At 41.9% G+C, this 16,869-nt stretch carries 20 protein-coding genes and 1 tRNA gene; 17 read left to right on the top strand and 4 right to left on the bottom strand.

Annotation, left to right across the window (positions count from 1 at the left end; translation table 11 throughout):
* The first annotated feature begins 28 nt into the window (after positions 1-28).
* From rpmG to GYO_RS34670, 10 genes are all read left to right on the top strand, one after another.
* Complete coding sequence (rpmG, locus tag GYO_RS34715) at positions 29-178, top strand: 50S ribosomal protein L33 (RefSeq protein ID WP_003153056.1); 150 nt, start codon at positions 29-31, stop codon at positions 176-178.
* An 84-nt stretch (positions 179-262) separates the two neighbouring features.
* Entirely contained in the window at positions 263-826 is a 564-nt protein-coding gene (locus GYO_RS34710) for a 5-formyltetrahydrofolate cyclo-ligase (RefSeq protein WP_014114417.1), read from the top strand.
* Positions 827-892: 66 nt separating this feature from the next.
* On the top strand, positions 893-1,066 hold the full coding sequence (yqgO, locus tag GYO_RS34705; protein WP_003226278.1) for a protein YqgO: 174 nt from the start codon (positions 893-895) through the stop codon (positions 1,064-1,066).
* Positions 1,067-1,154: 88 nt separating this feature from the next.
* Positions 1,155-2,678, top strand: coding sequence for a rhomboid protease YqgP (gene yqgP, locus GYO_RS34700; RefSeq protein WP_014114415.1), 1,524 nt, complete (start codon positions 1,155-1,157; stop codon positions 2,676-2,678).
* Positions 2,679-2,786: 108 nt separating this feature from the next.
* Entirely contained in the window at positions 2,787-2,996 is a 210-nt protein-coding gene (locus tag GYO_RS34695) for a YqgQ family protein (protein WP_014114413.1), read from the top strand.
* 17 nt (positions 2,997-3,013) lie between these two features.
* On the top strand, positions 3,014-3,979 hold the full coding sequence (glcK, locus tag GYO_RS34690; protein WP_014114412.1) for a glucose kinase GlcK: 966 nt from the start codon (positions 3,014-3,016) through the stop codon (positions 3,977-3,979).
* A gap of 115 nt (positions 3,980-4,094) precedes the next feature.
* Positions 4,095-6,011 carry an LTA synthase family protein gene (locus GYO_RS34685; RefSeq protein WP_014114411.1) on the top strand — a complete coding sequence of 639 codons (1,917 nt, stop codon included), beginning with the start codon at positions 4,095-4,097 and terminating at the stop codon, positions 6,009-6,011.
* Positions 6,012-6,092: 81 nt separating this feature from the next.
* Positions 6,093-7,223, top strand: coding sequence for a M14 family metallopeptidase (locus tag GYO_RS34680; protein WP_080010089.1), 1,131 nt, complete (start codon positions 6,093-6,095; stop codon positions 7,221-7,223).
* Between the two features lie 66 nt (positions 7,224-7,289).
* On the top strand, positions 7,290-8,345 hold the full coding sequence (locus tag GYO_RS34675) for a YqgU-like beta propeller domain-containing protein (RefSeq protein ID WP_014114409.1): 1,056 nt from the start codon (positions 7,290-7,292) through the stop codon (positions 8,343-8,345).
* Between the two features lie 2 nt (positions 8,346-8,347).
* The gene (locus GYO_RS34670; protein WP_010334936.1) at positions 8,348-8,662 is read left to right on the top strand and encodes an MTH1187 family thiamine-binding protein; all 315 of its coding nucleotides are present in this window, start codon (positions 8,348-8,350) and stop codon (positions 8,660-8,662) included.
* A gap of 31 nt (positions 8,663-8,693) precedes the next feature.
* Here the strand turns inward: GYO_RS34670 and GYO_RS34665 are convergent, their stop codons facing one another.
* Positions 8,694-8,867, bottom strand: coding sequence for a DUF2759 domain-containing protein (locus GYO_RS34665; RefSeq protein WP_014114408.1), 174 nt, complete (start codon positions 8,865-8,867; stop codon positions 8,694-8,696).
* A 156-nt stretch (positions 8,868-9,023) separates the two neighbouring features.
* Between GYO_RS34665 and GYO_RS34660 the strand changes: the two genes are divergently transcribed.
* Positions 9,024-9,659, top strand: a complete 636-nt coding sequence (locus GYO_RS34660) for an MBL fold metallo-hydrolase (protein ID WP_041521000.1) — start codon at positions 9,024-9,026, stop codon at positions 9,657-9,659.
* Positions 9,660-9,698: 39 nt separating this feature from the next.
* Here GYO_RS34660 and GYO_RS34655 read toward each other — a convergent pair whose 3' ends face one another.
* On the bottom strand, positions 9,699-9,944 hold the full coding sequence (locus GYO_RS34655) for a DUF2626 domain-containing protein (protein ID WP_003226300.1): 246 nt from the start codon (positions 9,942-9,944) through the stop codon (positions 9,699-9,701).
* Between the two features lie 233 nt (positions 9,945-10,177).
* Here GYO_RS34655 and mgsR point away from each other — a divergent pair, with 233 nt between their 5' ends.
* The gene (mgsR, locus tag GYO_RS34650; RefSeq protein ID WP_003226302.1) at positions 10,178-10,555 is read left to right on the top strand and encodes a transcriptional regulator MgsR; all 378 of its coding nucleotides are present in this window, start codon (positions 10,178-10,180) and stop codon (positions 10,553-10,555) included.
* A gap of 66 nt (positions 10,556-10,621) precedes the next feature.
* Here the strand turns inward: mgsR and GYO_RS34645 are convergent.
* A tRNA-Gln gene (locus GYO_RS34645) sits at positions 10,622-10,692 on the bottom strand.
* An 86-nt stretch (positions 10,693-10,778) separates the two neighbouring features.
* On the opposite strand from GYO_RS34645, the gene rsbRD reads away from it, so the two are divergent.
* The gene (rsbRD, locus tag GYO_RS34640; protein WP_014114406.1) at positions 10,779-11,618 is read left to right on the top strand and encodes an RsbT co-antagonist protein RsbRD; all 840 of its coding nucleotides are present in this window, start codon (positions 10,779-10,781) and stop codon (positions 11,616-11,618) included.
* A 40-nt stretch (positions 11,619-11,658) separates the two neighbouring features.
* Here rsbRD and GYO_RS34635 read toward each other — a convergent pair whose 3' ends face one another.
* A complete protein-coding gene (locus GYO_RS34635; protein WP_014114405.1) occupies positions 11,659-12,987 on the bottom strand; it encodes a hemolysin family protein in 1,329 nt (442 codons plus the stop codon).
* 143 nt (positions 12,988-13,130) lie between these two features.
* Here GYO_RS34635 and corA point away from each other — a divergent pair, with 143 nt between their 5' ends.
* The 4 genes from corA to comGB all read left to right on the top strand — a co-directional run bounded on the left by corA (position 13,131) and on the right by comGB (position 16,865).
* Entirely contained in the window at positions 13,131-14,084 is a 954-nt protein-coding gene (corA, locus tag GYO_RS34630) for a magnesium transporter CorA (protein ID WP_014114404.1), read from the top strand.
* A 62-nt stretch (positions 14,085-14,146) separates the two neighbouring features.
* Positions 14,147-14,557, top strand: coding sequence for a CBS domain-containing protein (locus tag GYO_RS34625; protein WP_014114403.1), 411 nt, complete (start codon positions 14,147-14,149; stop codon positions 14,555-14,557).
* A 213-nt stretch (positions 14,558-14,770) separates the two neighbouring features.
* Complete coding sequence (gene comGA, locus GYO_RS34615; protein ID WP_014114402.1) at positions 14,771-15,841, top strand: competence protein ComGA; 1,071 nt, start codon at positions 14,771-14,773, stop codon at positions 15,839-15,841.
* A complete protein-coding gene (gene comGB, locus GYO_RS34610) occupies positions 15,828-16,865 on the top strand; it encodes a competence type IV pilus assembly protein ComGB (RefSeq protein WP_014114401.1) in 1,038 nt (345 codons plus the stop codon). Before comGA ends, comGB begins: the two co-directional genes overlap by 14 nt.
* Positions 16,866-16,869: the final 4 nt, after the last annotated feature.

Genomic DNA, 16,869 nt, shown 5'->3' with positions numbered 1-16,869 from the left:
TAAATGATTTTAGTTTGGAGGGAAAATAATGCGCGTTAATATTACTTTGGCTTGCACTGAATGTGGTGAGCGTAACTATATTTCTAAAAAGAACAAACGCAACAATCCAGACCGCGTTGAATTTAAAAAATATTGCCCACGTGATAAAAAATCTACGTTACACCGTGAAACAAAATAACAGCCTAGCTGTTTGAGGTGTGAGAAAAAAGCCAGAGCTTTGAAAAAGGTTCTGGCTTTTTTTCTATTCCGAGGGGGATGAGAGATGAAATCACAATTAAGAAAAAAGACGATGGAAGCACTATCTGCTGTATCAAGTGAAGATCTTATTCAAAAAACAGCACGTATGTACAAGCATTTGTTTTCACTGCCGGGGTGGCAAAATGCCAGCACCATTGCCGTCACCATCTCCAGAGGGCTGGAAATACCGACGCGTCCAGTTATTGAGCAGGCTTGGAAAGAAGGAAAGCAAGTTTGTATTCCAAAATGCGATCCTGGTACGAAGAAAATGCAATTCCGCACATATCAGACCGATGATCAGCTCGAAACCGTTTACGCCGGACTTCTTGAGCCGATGATTGAAAAAACAAAAGAAGTGAAACCCTCGCAAATTGACTTGATAGTCGTTCCGGGTGTTTGTTTTGATACTGACGGGTTTAGGATCGGTTTTGGCGGCGGTTATTATGACCGTTTTTTAAGCGATTATAAAGGGAAGACAGTCTCTTTGCTTTTGGAGTGCCAGTTGTTTGCGCACGTTCCCCGTCAGCCGCATGACATCCCAGTACATAAGCTGATAACAGAGGATCAGATCATTTCTTGTTTTTCATAACTTTCCTGCTCCTTATTCAAGAATAAATATGAAAGAATGACAAACCCTATTGGCAGGAGGGATATAATGAAAAAAATTATGATTTATGCCATTTTCGCTGTTTCTGCCGTCATGTTTTATCAAAATCGCTACCGTCTTATGAATACCGTACTCAGCCAGCCGGGAATCAGGCGGTCTTTTATCCATTTCTTTTTAAGAATTCCGTTTATCCGTAATAAATTTATACAGCAAGCTTTCTAAAATCCCGTGAAAAACGGGATTTTTTGCTTTCAGTAGGCGTTCGGAGCGCCAGCTGTTATAATGAGAAAAAACCATTGGAGCGGTAAACATGTATTTGCTGGAGTATACATATTGGAAAATCGCGGCGCACCTAGTGAAAAGCGGGTATGGCGTCATACAAGCCGGTGAGTCAGATGAAATATGGCTGGAAGCACCGGACAAGTCCTCTCATGATCTGGTTCGCCTTTATAAGCATGACCTTGATTTCCGTCAAGAAATGGAAAGAGATATCGAAGAGCAGGCTGAGCGGGTAGAACGAGTCAGAAAGCAACTTGGCAGACGCAAGATGAAGCTGCTGAATGTATTTTTTTCAGCGGAAGCCCCTGTTGATGACTGGGAAGAGATTGCCGAAAAGCCCTTTGAGAACGGAACTGTGTCAGTTGAGCCGGCGGTCGTGAGGGGAACGATGCTTCATGATGATCTTCAAGCTGTTTTTCCATCATTTCCTGCAGAAGAATGCACAGAGGCCCGTAATTCATTTGAAGACGTGCAAATGGCGAGAGAACGCTTCCTTTCGCTCGTATTGAAACAAGAAGAAAAGAGAAAAAATGAAGCGGCGGTTTTTCAAAACGGAAAACCAATCTTTACATATTTATTCATCGCGTTTCAGGTCTTAATGTTTTTCTTGCTTGAAATAAACGGGGGCAGCACAAATACGGAGACACTGGTCGCTTTTGGAGCAAAGGAAAACAGTCTGATTGCAGCCGGAGAATGGTGGCGGCTTCTGACTCCGATTGTGCTTCATATCGGCATAACGCATTTAGCCTTTAATACGCTTGCTTTATGGTCAGTTGGTACAGTGGTTGAACGGATGTACGGATCGGGCAGATTTCTGCTGATTTATTTGGCGGCTGGCATTACAGGTTCAATCGCGAGCTTTGTGTTCAGTCCCTATCCTTCAGCGGGCGCTTCAGGAGCCATATTCGGATGCTTAGGCGCATTGCTGTATGTAGCTTTGTCAAATCGGAAAATGTTTTTAAGAACCATTGGAACCAATATTATTGTCATCATTATCATCAACCTTGGCTTTGGTTTTGCGGTTTCGAATATAGACAATTCGGGACATATTGGCGGCTTGATTGGCGGCTTTTTCGCTGCTGCAGCACTGGGGTTACCCAAAGGCGGAGCCTTAGGAAAAAGATTGTTATCAGCGGTTTTGCTGATTGCTTTGGCGGCCGGATTTTTATATTACGGATTGCATTCGCCTTCACACCAGGAGTCAGCGCTGATTCAGCAGGCAAATGAGCTGTATCAGGAAGGAAAGTATGAAGAAGTAACAGAATTGCTGAACGGAGAAGCAGAGCAAAAAGATGCCTCTGCCGATCTTTTGAAAATTCTAGCTGTTTCTGATATTCAAATCGGCGAATATGATCAGGCGGTTTCCCTTTTGGAAAGAGCAGTGAAAAAAGACCCTAAAGACCATGCCTCATATTATTATTTAGCCTTGTTGTATGCGGAAAAAAATGAGCTTGGTCAAGCAGAAACGGCTATCAAGTCGGCTGTAAAACTGAAGCCGAAGGAGCAGCGCTACAAGGAGCTGCAGCAGCAAATTGAAAATAATAAAGAATCTTAGTAATGGAAGATGGTAAGGAGGCTGGCTTTTTTGTCAGCGTTTTCTTCTTGACTGGCCGCTTCCATATGAATACGCTTATGATAGTTAAGATCAAGAATGGTGAGGAAAATGAATACATTTTATGATGTGCAGCAGCTTTTAAAAACGTTTGGCCACATTGTTTACTTTGGGGACAGAGAGCTTGAAATTGAGTTTATGCTAGATGAATTAAAGGAATTATACATGAATCACATGATCGAAAAGGAGCAGTGGGCCAAAGCGGCAGCGGTCCTTCGAAAAGAATTGGAACAAACAAAAAAACAAAAGAGATTGATGTAAAGGCTAAGGTGATAAAAATGGACGAAATATGGTTTGCGGGCATTGATCTGGGAGGAACGACAATTAAACTCGCTTTTATTAATCAATATGGTGAAATTCAGCATAAGTGGGAAGTCCCGACTGATAAAAGCGGCGACACCATTACCGTTACAATTGCAAAAACAATCGACAGTAAGCTGGATGAACTGCAAAAACCGAAGCATATCATCAAATACATCGGAATGGGCGCACCAGGCCCTGTAGATATGGCGGCAGGAGTCGTTTATGAAACGGTAAATCTGGGGTGGAAAAACTATGCTTTAAAAAACCATCTCGAGACAGAAACCGGAATCCCGGCTGTTATAGAAAATGACGCAAATATTGCTGCGCTCGGGGAAATGTGGAAGGGAGCGGGTGATGGCGCGAAAGACGTCATTCTCGTGACGCTTGGCACAGGAGTTGGCGGCGGCATCATTGCAAATGGTGAAATTGTACATGGCATAAATGGCGCCGGCGGGGAAATCGGCCATATTTGTAGCATTCCTGAAGGCGGGGCGCCTTGCAACTGCGGCAAAACGGGCTGTATCGAAACGATTGCGTCGGCAACCGGAATTGTAAGAATTGCAAAAGAGAAAATTGCAAAAGCTAAGCAGACGACACGTTTAAAAGCAACTGAACAATTGTCAGCGCGGGATGTATTTGAAGCGGCGGGTGAAAATGACGAAATTGCCCTTGAAGTGGTTGATTATGTGGCCAAGCATCTTGGTGTGGTGCTGGGAAATTTGGCAAGCTCGCTTAATCCATCAAAAATCGTTCTTGGCGGCGGTGTATCAAGAGCCGGAGAACTGCTGAGATCCAAAGTCGAGAAAACATTCCGCAAATGTGCGTTTCCGCGGGCAGCCGAAGCGGCTGATATTTCAATCGCAGCACTTGGAAATGATGCCGGCGTTATCGGAGGCGCTTGGATCGCTAAAAATGAATGGCTGAAACACCAAAATTGTTAAAATTGTGTAAATGAAATTGATTTTTCGTTATGTTCAGGTTAAGATTTAATTTGATGTGTTAATGAGAATGTTGGGAATAGACTGATTTTTTGAGCGTGCTGCATAGGAGGTTGAAATGCGAAAAACGTTTTTTTCGAAGATTTCATTTATGCTGATTGCCATTTTATTGATGTGGCTGAAAACGTATGCTGTTTACAAAACCAGTTTTCATATTAAAATCGACAATCTAACGCAGGAATTTATTTTGTTTATCAACCCATTGAGCTTTTTGCTGCTCATCTTTGGCTTCAGCCTGTTTTTAAAAGGCAAAAGCAGAAATCGCTACATTATCGCGATGAGCTGTCTTGTTACGTTTGTATTGCTGGCTAATATGGTTTTTTACCGATTTTACAATGATTTCTTAACGATCCCTGTCCTTTTTCAAACGAGCAATATGGGTGATCTCGGAAGCAGCATCGGAACACTTCTTGAGCCGACAGACCTCCTATTGGCTGTAGATATTGCGGTTTTAATATGGCTTCACATCCGGCAAAAAGCTTTTCAATCGGACATTCCTTCCACGAAAAATGAACGGGCGGCATATTTTCTGTTTGTTGCTTCTGTTTATTTCTTCAATTTAGGCCTGTCTGAAGCGGAAAGACCTCAGCTATTGACACGCTCATTTGACAGGGAAATGCTTGTTAAAAACATCAGCCTGTTTAATTTTCATATTTACGACGGTGTTCTTCAGTCAAAACAGTCCGCACAAAGGGCCTTGGCTGACAGCAACAGCCTGACGGAAATTGAAAACTACGTAACCGCTAATGCGAAAGATGCCAACAAAAGCTTATTCGGCGCTGCAAAAGGAAGAAACGTCATTCTCGTATCCTTAGAGTCGACGCAAAGCTTTGTGATTAATGAAAAGATGAATGGTGAAGAAATCACGCCTTTTCTGAATGATTTTATAAAACAGAGCTACAACTTCAATAATGTTTACCACCAAACCGGCCAGGGGAAAACATCGGATTCAGAATTCATCGTGGACAATTCACTGTATCCGCTTGGACGAGGTGCCGTGTTTTTTACAAATGCGGGCAATCAATACATGGCCGCACCTGAGATTTTGAAAAACAGCGGCTATTATTCAGCGGTGCTTCACGCGAATAATAAAAGCTTTTGGAATCGTGATTTAATGTACGACTCATTTGGATATGATTCGTTTTTTGATATTAACTCGTATGACGTAACTGACAAAAATTCTGTCGGCTGGGGGCTGAAGGATAAAGAATTTTTTGAGCAGTCTTCAGAGCTGATGAAAAATTTGCCTCAGCCGTTTTACTCGAGGCTGATCACACTGACGAACCACTTCCCGTTTGATCTAGATGAAGAGGATCAATTGATTGATGAATATGATTCAAGCAGCCAGACGCTAAATAAATATTTCCCGACAGTGCGCTATCAGGATGAGGCGTTGAAACGGTTTATCGAAAAGCTGAAAGAAGACGGGTTATACGACAACTCTATTATCGTATTATACGGTGACCATTATGGGATATCGGAAAACCATAATGAAGCGATGGGGCAATTTTTAGGGAAAGAGATTACACCATTTGAAGAAGTGCAGCTCCAAAAGGTGCCGCTTGTCATTCATATTCCCGGTATTACCGATAAAAAGCCGCAAACCATTGAAACAGTAGGCGGGCAGATTGATATCAGGCCGACGCTGATGAATCTTTTAGGAATTGATACGAAAGATCACATTCAATTCGGAAACGATCTGCTTTCAGATGAAAAACTGGACTTTACGGTACTACGGGACGGGAGTTTTATTACGGATCAGGTTGTTTATACAGATGGTGCTTGTTATGACAAAGAGACAGGAAAGCCGCTAAAAGAGGCAAAACAATGTGAAGCATTTGCTGATAAAGCAAAACAGGAGCTATCACTTTCTGATGAAATCATTTATGGGGATTTGTTACGATTTTATGATCAGAAAAGGCTGGACAATTCGTCAAAACGAAAAGAAGAACAAATGCTTGATCAGGCATCGTAATCACAATGTCTCCCGCATCAAAGTGGCGGGAGGCTTTCTTTTTTTTAATACACTGTCATATAGTAACAAAAAAGGAGGATGATGATGGCGTTTATTACGGTGAAACCTGAGATCAAGCACAATTTGGCCAGAGTGGCGAGAGAACTGAAGATAGACGAGGAATTGCTTAGAAGTTCAAATCGATCCGCACAGAAACATCAATTGTATTGTCCTGGTTATCTTATAGAAGAGTATAACGATAAAGAGCTTCAAACCATTCAGGACATAAAGAGCTTTTTACAGCCTCGGCAGCTGGACCTTTCTGATAACTGGGTGGAGCAAGAAAAAATCTATGATGCTTCAGCTGTTGAAAAGGAAATAAAGAAGATCATTGATGTGTTTCCGTTTGTCTCATGCCGGGAAATCGGCCGTTCTGTACTCGGCAGGCCAATCTGGGAGCTAAAAACTGGCGGGGGGCATGCCGCAAAAAAGGTTCATATGAACGCCTCATTTCATGCGAATGAGTGGATCACAACGTCTGTCCTGCTGAAATGGTTTAAGGAATACTGTATATCATTATGCTGCAACTCGCCTTTTTTTGGCTTTTCTCCCATGAAGCTGTTCAGCAGCACATCCTTGTCTCTCGTACCTCTTGTTAATCCGGATGGCGTTGATCTTGTCTTGAACGGACCAGAAGGCATGGGAGCCAGGCAAGATGAGCTTGAAAGGCTAAATGATCATCGTCCGAATTTTAATGAATGGAAGGCAAATATAAACGGAGTCGATTTAAATAAACAATTTCCGTCACTATGGGAAATTGAAAAATACCGCAAACCTACAGCACCCAGCTACCGCGATTTTCCGGGAATCTCTCCACTCACGGAGCCGGAATCCATCGCGATGTACCGGCTGATAACGGAGAATCCGCCTGACAGACTGCTGGCTCTCCATACTCAGGGGGAAGAAATTTATTGGGGCTATAAAGGCCTTGAGCCTGAAGAATCTGCTGCTGTCATAAAGGATTTTGAGAAGTTAAGCGGGAACATTTATAAAGGAATACGGGATATAGACAGCTATGCGGGATTTCGCGATTGGTTTATTCACCATTATTTTAAAGAAGGGTATACGGTGGAACTTGGAAAAGGCCAAAACCCTTTGCCGTTTCAGCAGTTTTCACATATTTATAACGCCACAAACGGCATTTTGTGGAGGGCGTTATTTTTTCATGAGTAACTGAAACTTTTTCTTTTTTCTGCCGAAGTAAATATGAGACAATAAAGATGATCGGGGGGAAAGCTGATGAGATCAGTTTGTTTCATTCTGTTGTCGGCATTGCTGTTTAGTTTATCGGCATGCGAACCATCTCATCAGCAGCAAAAACAGGCAGCGGCGGCAAAAGATGAGGAAAAAGACATCATACCGCTTTCCGCGGAAAAAGCGGATGGAATGGAAGGATGGCTTAATAACAGCACAATTTTATATACCGCGTCTGATCCGACGAAAACGGAGCTTTTTGCGTACCGCATCTTTACCGGCAAAGCGAAAAAGCTCTATCAAACGGATGGTCAAATCGTTGATGTTCAAATTAATCCGAGGAAGCAGATGATTTTGCTGCAAATCACACACAGCCAAAAGACGGCAGTTGTTTTGCTTAATGCAAAAGGAGAGACGCTTTACCAAAAAGATTACGAAACGTATGAACTTGAGGCTGCTTGGAATCAATATGATCCTTATCAAATGATGGTCACGGTATTCACTGAAAACTGGGATTTCCATACATATCAGGTGGATGCTAAAAAAGATGAGACTTCCTTAAGTCCAATACAGGTTCCGTTTATTCATTGGACATCCAAAAACACATTTGATTATATAAAAGAGGGAAGAGGCGATAAGTCAGGGCCTTTATATACATTCGATACAGCCTCCAAAGCGGAACAGAAGCTCGAGGATGACGTTCTCTTCTTTGATTCTTTTCATCAAATGAGTTTTACTGTCAAACCAGCTTCCGGAGAAAAAGGGACGTATCAGTTTAAAACGCCGCAAACAAAATCGCCAGTTACAGCGGAATGGCCGCTCCAAACGAAATATACAAGTTTGGCTCCAATGGAGTATGACTATGATGAAGCAAAAGGCCTGTTTTATACGTTTAGAGAAAGCGGCGATGCATATAAGCTCGCAGCTGTCAATGTGGCATCGGGAAAGGCAAAAGATCTTTTCTCTCTGCCGGAAATGGAGCCGATTCAAATATCTCCGAACGGGGAATATGCGTTATACGGCTTTCATTTTGAGCAGATCATTTTATTGAAATCACATGAAATGAAGCAACTTATCATTGATCAAAAGGAGATGGAATAACGATGGCTATCGCAGATGTAACCATTATCCCAATTGGTACGGAAACACCTAGTGTAAGTGCTTACGTGGCCGATGTGCAAAAGATTTTAGAAGGGTATAAAGCTGAAGGGAAAATCAAATACCAGCTGACACCGATGAATACGCTGATCGAGGGAGAACTCAGTGACCTTTTCACAGTCATTCAGGCTATTCACGAAGCGCCGTTTCAAAAAGGGCTGCACAGAGTGGCAACGAACATCCGCATCGATGACAGGCGTGACAAAAAAACGACGCTTGAAAGCAAAATTGAAAGTGTCAATAAACATTTACAGCAATAAAAATAAACCTGTATCCGATCGGATACAGGTTTTAATGTGCAGTTGGATAGCCGCTGTTTATCACGGTCATCACGGTAAACCAGCCAAAGACAAATAAGGTGGCTCCGGCCAATAAAAATCCAAGTATATTTCTATTTTTAACAGAACGCAAGACTCCCCATAAAGCGAAAAGAGCGACAAGGCCGAAAATCACGACAAGTAACATTACGCAGCCCCCTTTACATTGAAAAACCTGCAATTCTTTCCATTTTTATTCTACCTGTTTTTTATAGGTTTGTCGATAGCGTTTTCATTGCGATTGATTGAATCTTTTTTCAAAAACCCTCATAATAGGAACATAAAAAAGAAAGAGGTGATATAAGTGAAATGGAGACGAATGCCAGTAGGGCCGATTCAAGCGAACGCATATTTTCTCATCAATGATGATCAATGCCTGATTTTTGATCCGGGCGGCGAAGGAAATAAAATCAATCAATACATAAAAGAAAAAGGGTTGACGCCTTTAGCCATTTTGCTTACACATGCCCATTTTGACCATATAGGGGCACTTGATGAAGTGAGAGAAAAATGGGATATCCCTGTTTACTTGCATCAGAATGAAAAGAATTGGCTTACGGATGCCTCTTTAAACGGCTCCGGCATGCTGCGAGGGATAGAAATCACAGCTAAGCCTGCAGATCATCTGATTGAAGGAGACGGTGAGCTGAATATCGGACCGTTTCATTTAGAAACATTATTTACGCCGGGACATTCGCCAGGCAGTGTTTCTTACTACGTGAAGGATGCAGACTTGGTGATCTCCGGTGATGTCCTGTTTCAAGGCGGCATAGGGCGTACTGATTTAATAGGCGGCGATCAAGAGACGCTGCTGACGTCCATTCATGAAAAACTGCTAACGCTGCCGGAGCACACGTTGGTGTTAAGCGGCCATGGCCTTGAAACAGACGTGCAGACAGAGCAGGATCAAAATCCGTTTTTAAATGGGTTTTCATTGTAAAAAAAGAGACAAACCGAGAAGGTTTGTCTCTTTTTGCATTTAATGGCCTCCGCCGCCGGGCACCATAATAAAAATCGAGTAATATGTAAAGCCGGCGAAGAAAATCGTTAAATAAGCCCCAAAAATATAAATATACATGCGTTCAGTTAAGTTCAAATACGATAGAAATACAAATAAGATCGTCTGTCCAAAAAATAAAAGGGAAGCATCTTTCATATCACCCAAATAAAACATGACTGCAAAAATTCCCGTCCAAAATCCTAACACCCGGAACATGCGATTCATTTTTATCCCCTCCCGAGAGTCCCTCTGATTGCTATTATAATAGATCACACCTATAAATGTAAACATTTTCATTATTGATATACAAATGGAATTTGTTCCTTTGATTGCGTTTTCTATTATATGAATGGTTTTTTAAAAATAATCCGAAAAAAAGTTCTGTAAATGGTTTAAATAAAAAATGATCCGGGTAGTTATTCTACAAAGAGATGGTTAACTGAGGAGGAAAAAAACGAATGGAACAATTAATTTTTTACTCATATCCAAGCTGCACGTCATGCCGAAAAACAAAACATTGGCTTAAAGCGCATCAAATTGAATTTAACGAACGGCACTTATTCAGAGAAACCCCGACAGTGGAAGAATTGAGGTACATTTTATCATTAACGACAGAAGGAATTGATGAAATTTTAGCGACAAGAAGCCAGACCTTCAAAAACTTAAATCTAAACATTGAAGAGATGACGGTAAATGAGGTGCTGGAACTTTTAATCGAGAAGCCGAAGCTTTTGCGACGTCCGATTCTTGTGGACAACAAAAAGCTGGTGATTGGTTATAATCCGGGAGAACTGTTGAAGTTATCGAAGAAGAAAACAGTTCATCAATCTGCATGATGAAAAACCGAAGATCCGCTGATTTATACGAATCAGCTTATCTTCGGTTTTTCACCTGTTCAGAAACTGGGCTAGCTGGATTCGAACCAACGATCACGGAGTCAAAGTCCATTGCCTTACCGCTTGGCTATAGCCCATTGAATGTAAACATAGTATGTGTAGAGGCAGACATGTTATACATATGAAGCATATATTTTTAAAAAACAGGAGGTAGCTCATTAAGATGATAGCTCTTGATCAGCATGTAACAGAGCACAAAGAAGATATTATGAAACAATGGCTGGAAACTTGCACGTCAAAAGGAAACTGGCTGCATACCGCTAAAGATCAGCAAAAATTAGAACAAAAGTTATTAGACCAGCACGAATCATTAGTGACCATCGTGGCGAAATCCCTTAGCAAAGCAGAAGACGTAAAGGATGAGCTCAATCGATGGTCTCTTCAATGTGCCAGAGACCGTGCCGTTCATGAAGTGACTGTAACAGAAAGTGTCGGCCAGTTTAACGCCTTCAGGCACGTCATGTTTGAATGGATTCAGAAATTCAGCGAAGCCTCCTCTCAAGAAATCAGCATTCAGGACATTTGTGAGTGGAGCCAGATTTTGAATCAAACCATTGATGAGATCATCGAAGTTTTTACTGAAGAATATTACCAGGTCACCATGATACAATTAAACGCGCAAAAAGAAATGATTAATGAATTGAGTGCGCCGATTATGCCGATATCTGAGGGGATAGGGATTCTTCCGCTTGTCGGTGAAATTGATACGTACAGAGCGAGGACGATTTTGGAGTCGGTGCTGCAGCAGTGCTCAGCGTTAAAGCTCTCATATTTATTTTTAGATATTTCAGGTGTTCCCATCGTCGATACAATGGTGGCCTATCAAATTTTTAAAGTGATTGACAGCACCAAACTGCTCGGCATTGAGACAATTATTTCAGGAATCAGACCTGAAATTGCCCAAACTGTGGTGAAGCTGGGTCTGGATTTTTCGAATGTGAAAACCGAGCAAAGTCTTGCTAAAGCCCTGGCCAATAAAGGGTTTAAGATAGAAGAGTGTTGATGCCATTGCTGAAAAAAGCTGCTGAACAGCCTCCCTCGGGCTATTCAGCTTTTTTTACTTCTATAAATAAAATGTGATGGCTGTCGATGTCTTTTACCTTAAAAGAGTAGCCGTCATATTCAATGACACTTTCAGGCTCGGCGTCTATGTTTTGTGTGAGAAACCAGCCGCCCAAGGTGTCTACTTCTGCGTCTGATAAATCTGTTCCAAGCAGGTTGTTTACATCGCTGATTAATAATTTTGCATTTAATAAGTAATGATCCTTTCCGAGCTCGCGGATATGAGGCACTTCATCTGCATCAAATTCATCACGGATTTCTCCTACAATTTCTTCGATAATATCCTCGACAGTGACCAAACCGGAAGTCCCGCCATATTCATCAATGAGGATCGCCAGATGAGTACGTTCCTTTTGCATTTTCAGCAGCAATTTATAAATCGGAATTGTCTCAATAACGTGGATAACAGGCTGAATGAAAGGTTCAATTTGCTGCTTTTTTAATGAGAAATCTTTCGACAGCATTGAAAACAGCACTTCTTTCATATTGATTACGCCAATGACATTATCTTTATCCTCCCTGACAACTGGGTACCGTGTATATTTTGTTTGCTTCACTGTTTCCTCCAGGTTTGGAATGGAGTCTTCATCAAGTGACAAACTGACCATTTCATTTCGCGGCACCATGATTTCCTTTGCCATTCGCTTATCAAAGGTAAAGACATTATTCATGTATTTTAATTCGCTTTTTCTGATTTCACCGCTTTTATAGCTTTCAGCCAAAAGAACCCGCAGCTCTTCCTCTGTATATGCCAGCTCATGCTCTGATGCCGGCTTCAGTCCAAACGCCCCTGTAATCAACCGAGCAGAGTGGTTCAGCAGCCAAATGAATGGAAACATGATCTTATAAAACCAAATAAGCGGTTTGGCAAGCATCAATGTAATGCTTTCTGCTTTTTGAATGGCGAAACTCTTTGGCGCCAGCTCCCCGATGACGACGTTTAAATACGTCACCACTAAAAAGGCGATGACAAGTGAAAGAAGGTGGGTAAGCGATTCATTTAAGCCTGCTTTATGAAAAAGCGGCCGAAGCAGGGTTTGCACAGTCGGTTCTCCAAGCCAGCCCAGTCCTAAAGCTGCGACTGTGATGCCCAGCTGGCAGGCTGATAAATATTCATCAAGATGAGTGATGACATGCTTTGCCGCTTTAGCACCTTTCTTTCCTTTTGCGACAAGCTGATCAATTCTGGATCGCCGCACTTTTACGATTGAAAATTCTACGGCAACAAAAAAACCTGTTAACAAAATGAGAATAGCGACTGCTAGTAAATTGATAAATTCCAAAACAACTGCCTTCTCCAAGGAAGGCATGCACCTCCCTTTTCCGATGTCTTTCTACATTCCATACCACCGGAAATTGCTCACAAAACATGCGTTGAAGCGGTTGACTGGTTTAGCAATGCCTTTCTTGGGCAATTAAAGAATAAAAGAACAAAAGTTTGGAGGAGCTTGACATGAAGGCACATACGGGAAAGGATTGGTTTTGGTACCAAATGGGGCCTCAGGAAAGAAATAAAGCAAGAGATCTGATCCACTTTTCTCACTGGCCTCAATGTGAGAAGTGGTTTGAAAATAACCATCATATTAATTTTTTGCGCGTAGACACGACTGAAACAGAAAATGAAGCGGTATTTGGCTCGATTGTATATGATCAGGGGCTGGGTGAGGAAAAAGACCATACCGTTTTTCACTTTTATATAACCAGGCAATATTTTTTCACAATTAACTTTGATTTTTCGATTTTGAAGGGGATTAAGGGAAAACAAGTTGTCCAGCAAATGGAAAGAGCGGATAGTACCATGGAGGGATTTTTGATCCTTCTCGGCGAGTTAATGAATGTGTATCTAATCGGTTTAGATGAATTTGAAGTAAAGCTGAGAAAGCTCAGATGGCAAATCAAAGACGATAATAGCAAAAGCATTTTAAACCGTGTCCATCTCCTGCACCATGAGCTGATGGTCTGGAAAAACTTAATCCTAAGCACTAAAAAAATTGAAATGGCATTGAAAGAAACCTTTTTGCCCCAAAATGAAGGTAAAAAGGTTTATCAGCGGATACAACTCAAAATTGACAGGGGGTTTACATACATTAGCGAATTTGAAGGGGAGCTTAATAGTCTGTTGCATTCAGAGGAAGTCATTACCTCTCACAGGGGAAATGAAATATTCAAAGCGCTGACCATTTTCACGACGCTTTTTACGCCGGTTACAGCACTCGGTGCCCTCTGGGGGATGAACTTTTCAGTGATGCCTGAGCTGAATTGGAAATACGGATATCTCTTTTCTCTCTTATTGATTCTCACTTCGACGGTTCTGATCTACCTATATTTGAAGAAGAAAGGCTGGACGGGAGATATGCTGCAGGAGCGGAAGAAGAAAAAGAAAACCCGGAAAAGGCGGACACTGTAGGAGGTTTCATTTTTTGTGCAGCGGATAAAGAATAAATAGAACACGGTAAAGGAGGAATGGAAATGAAAATAAGAGACATCATGACAAAGAATGTAGAATGCTGTGAACCAACCGCTTCAATCACGGAACTAGCGAAAAAGATGAGAGACTCCAATGTCGGTTCTATTCCAATCTGTGAAAATGGCACACTTCAGGGGATTGTTTCTGATCGGGATATTGTGACGAGATGCTTAGCTGAAAATCAGATGGATGCAAAAGCAAGTGACATCATGAGCGCCGACATCGTTTCCGGCCATCTCGATATGTCCGCTGAAGAAGCGGGGCAGCTTATGGCAGAGCACCAAATCCGCCGTTTACCGATTCTTGAAAACGAACGAATTGCCGGTATTGTGGCATTAGGCGATCTATCCGTTGAGAAGGATACTGATCAAAAAGCCGGAGAAGCATTAAGTGAAATTTCTAAATCAGCATAATGAAAGATGGAGTGAAGCAGGCATGATGATCATCATGCCTGCTTTTTTATTGAGAAAATAATGAAATCAATGAGGTACATTCAGCTGAAACAATCTTTTCTGTCAGCAGGAATTGATTTTTCTACATATAACATCTCCGGAAATCACCTTTCCACGGTTTGATTACAGGTCCTTCTTTTTCTACAATACGCATTGAAAGGAGAGGGAATCAAATTGGATTCAATAGAAAAGACAAGCAGAACCTTGATTGAAGAGGCATATATAACAAAGGCTTCTGACATTCACATTGTACCGAGGGAGCGGGACGCCATCATTCATTTTCGGGTTGATCATGCCTTGCTGAAAAAAAGGCACATGAAAAAAGAAGAGTGCGTAAGACTGATTTCACATTTTAAATTTCTCTCAGCGATGGACATAGGGGAAAGGCGGAAGCCGCAAAATGGTTCGCTTACATTAAAGCTAGAGGAGGGAAATGTTCATTTAAGAATGTCAACGCTCCCCACAATTAATGAAGAAAGCCTCGTGATCAGAGTAATGCCTCAATACAATATCCCTTCGATTGATAAGCTGTCATTATTTCCGAAGACAGGAGCCACTTTACTCTCATTTTTAAAACATTCCCACGGCATGCTCATTTTTACCGGGCCGACTGGTTCAGGGAAGACCACCACATTATACTCTCTTGTTCAATATGCAAAAAAACACTTTAATCGAAATATTGTCACACTGGAGGACCCTGTTGAAACAAGGGACGAGGATGTTCTTCAGGTGCAGGTGAATGAAAAAGCCGGTGTGACTTATTCCGCAGGGCTGAAGGCTATTTTGCGCCATGACCCGGATATGATTATCTTAGGTGAGATCAGAGATGCGGAAACAGCTAAAATCGCGGTACGGGCAGCGATGACAGGGCATTTGGTGCTGACGAGCCTTCATACGAGAGATGCGAAGGGCGCGATTTACAGGCTGCTTGAATTCGGCATCAATATGAATGAAATCGAACAGACTGTTATTGCAATAGCGGCTCAGCGCTTGGTTGATTTGGCTTGCCCGTTTTGTGAAAACGGATGTTCATCAGTATATTGCCGCCAGTCACGAAACACCAGGAGAGCAAGCGTTTATGAGCTTCTTTACGGAAAAAATCTTCAGCAATGTATTCAGGAGGCAAAAGGAAATCATGCAAATTACCAATATCAAACGCTACGTCAAATTATCAGAAAAGGAATTGCACTCGGCTATTTGACGACAAACAACTATGACCGGTGGGTTTATCATGAAACAGATTAGAAAAACCTGGCCGTTAAAGGATCAAGCCCAGTTATTGAAGCGGCTCGGTGAAATGACGGAGGGCGGATATACGCTTCTGGATGGAATACGGCTGATGGAACTTCAGATGAATAAGAGGCAGGCGGCTGACTTGACTGATGCGATCACTCGTTTGAGGGAAGGGGCCCCGTTTTATCAAGTATTAAAGGGTTTGTCATTTCATAAGGAAGCCGTAGGTATCTGTTATTTTGCTGAAACACATGGTGAACTGCCTGCCTCCATGATTCAGAGCGGAGAGCTGCTGGAACGCAAAATTGCACAGGCAGACCAGCTGAAAAGGGTGCTGCGATATCCGCTTTTCCTCATCTTCACAGTCGCTGTCATGTTTTATATGTTACAGGCCATCATCATTCCTCAGTTTTCCGGTATTTATCAATCGATGAATATGGAAACCACACGTTCAACTGATATGCTTTTTGCTTTTTTTCAGCATATTGATCTTGTAATCATATTGTTGGCTCTATTTGCAGGAGGTATCGGGCTTTATTATTGGCTTGTGTTTAAGAAAAAATCACCTGCCCGGCAAATGCTTATTTGTGTCAGAATTCCTTTAGTTGGAAACCTTGTCAGGCTGTTTAACAGCTACTTTTTTTCTTTGCAGCTAAGCAGCCTTTTACAATCAGGTCTCTCAATATATGACAGCCTTAACGCATTTAAACATCAAACGTTTCTCCCTTTTTACCGCTGCGAGGCTGAACAAGTGATTGAACGGCTAAAAGCTGGTGAATCAATTGAAACCGCTATTTGTGAAAGCCCTTTTTATGAAACTGATTTTTCAAAAGTCATATCTCACGGACAGCTGAGCGGCCGCCTTGATCGGGAGCTTTTCACATACAGTCAGTTCATATTGCAGCGGCTGGAACACAAGGCGCAAAAATGGACAGGCATCCTTCAGCCTATGATTTATGGATTTGTTGCAGCGATGATCTTAATTGTGTATTTATCTATGCTTTTGCCTATGTATCAGATGATGAATCAAATGTGAAAGG

This window comes from Bacillus spizizenii TU-B-10, assembly GCF_000227465.1.
Classification (GTDB): domain Bacteria; phylum Bacillota; class Bacilli; order Bacillales; family Bacillaceae; genus Bacillus; species Bacillus spizizenii.
Note: the sequence above shows the minus strand (reverse complement) of the source record. Positions and strands in the feature narration are given on the sequence as shown.

Coding starts and splice junctions, on each gene's coding strand:
- comGB (WP_014114401.1), top strand. CDS start 15,828: ATGAAACAGATTAGAAAAACCTGGCCGTTAAAGGATCAAGCCCAGTTA.
- GYO_RS34685 (WP_014114411.1), top strand. CDS start 4,095: ATGCGAAAAACGTTTTTTTCGAAGATTTCATTTATGCTGATTGCCATT.
- rsbRD (WP_014114406.1), top strand. CDS start 10,779: ATGATAGCTCTTGATCAGCATGTAACAGAGCACAAAGAAGATATTATG.
- GYO_RS34665 (WP_014114408.1), bottom strand. CDS start 8,867: ATGTTACTTGTCGTGATTTTCGGCCTTGTCGCTCTTTTCGCTTTATGG.
- GYO_RS34695 (WP_014114413.1), top strand. CDS start 2,787: ATGAATACATTTTATGATGTGCAGCAGCTTTTAAAAACGTTTGGCCAC.
- GYO_RS34670 (WP_010334936.1), top strand. CDS start 8,348: ATGGCTATCGCAGATGTAACCATTATCCCAATTGGTACGGAAACACCT.
- GYO_RS34625 (WP_014114403.1), top strand. CDS start 14,147: ATGAAAATAAGAGACATCATGACAAAGAATGTAGAATGCTGTGAACCA.
- GYO_RS34635 (WP_014114405.1), bottom strand. CDS start 12,987: ATGCCTTCCTTGGAGAAGGCAGTTGTTTTGGAATTTATCAATTTACTA.
- yqgO (WP_003226278.1), top strand. CDS start 893: ATGAAAAAAATTATGATTTATGCCATTTTCGCTGTTTCTGCCGTCATG.
- yqgP (WP_014114415.1), top strand. CDS start 1,155: ATGTATTTGCTGGAGTATACATATTGGAAAATCGCGGCGCACCTAGTG.
- rpmG (WP_003153056.1), top strand. CDS start 29: ATGCGCGTTAATATTACTTTGGCTTGCACTGAATGTGGTGAGCGTAAC.
- corA (WP_014114404.1), top strand. CDS start 13,131: ATGAAGGCACATACGGGAAAGGATTGGTTTTGGTACCAAATGGGGCCT.
- mgsR (WP_003226302.1), top strand. CDS start 10,178: ATGGAACAATTAATTTTTTACTCATATCCAAGCTGCACGTCATGCCGA.
- GYO_RS34655 (WP_003226300.1), bottom strand. CDS start 9,944: ATGAATCGCATGTTCCGGGTGTTAGGATTTTGGACGGGAATTTTTGCA.
- GYO_RS34680 (WP_080010089.1), top strand. CDS start 6,093: ATGATGGCGTTTATTACGGTGAAACCTGAGATCAAGCACAATTTGGCC.
- GYO_RS34675 (WP_014114409.1), top strand. CDS start 7,290: ATGAGATCAGTTTGTTTCATTCTGTTGTCGGCATTGCTGTTTAGTTTA.
- GYO_RS34710 (WP_014114417.1), top strand. CDS start 263: ATGAAATCACAATTAAGAAAAAAGACGATGGAAGCACTATCTGCTGTA.
- glcK (WP_014114412.1), top strand. CDS start 3,014: ATGGACGAAATATGGTTTGCGGGCATTGATCTGGGAGGAACGACAATT.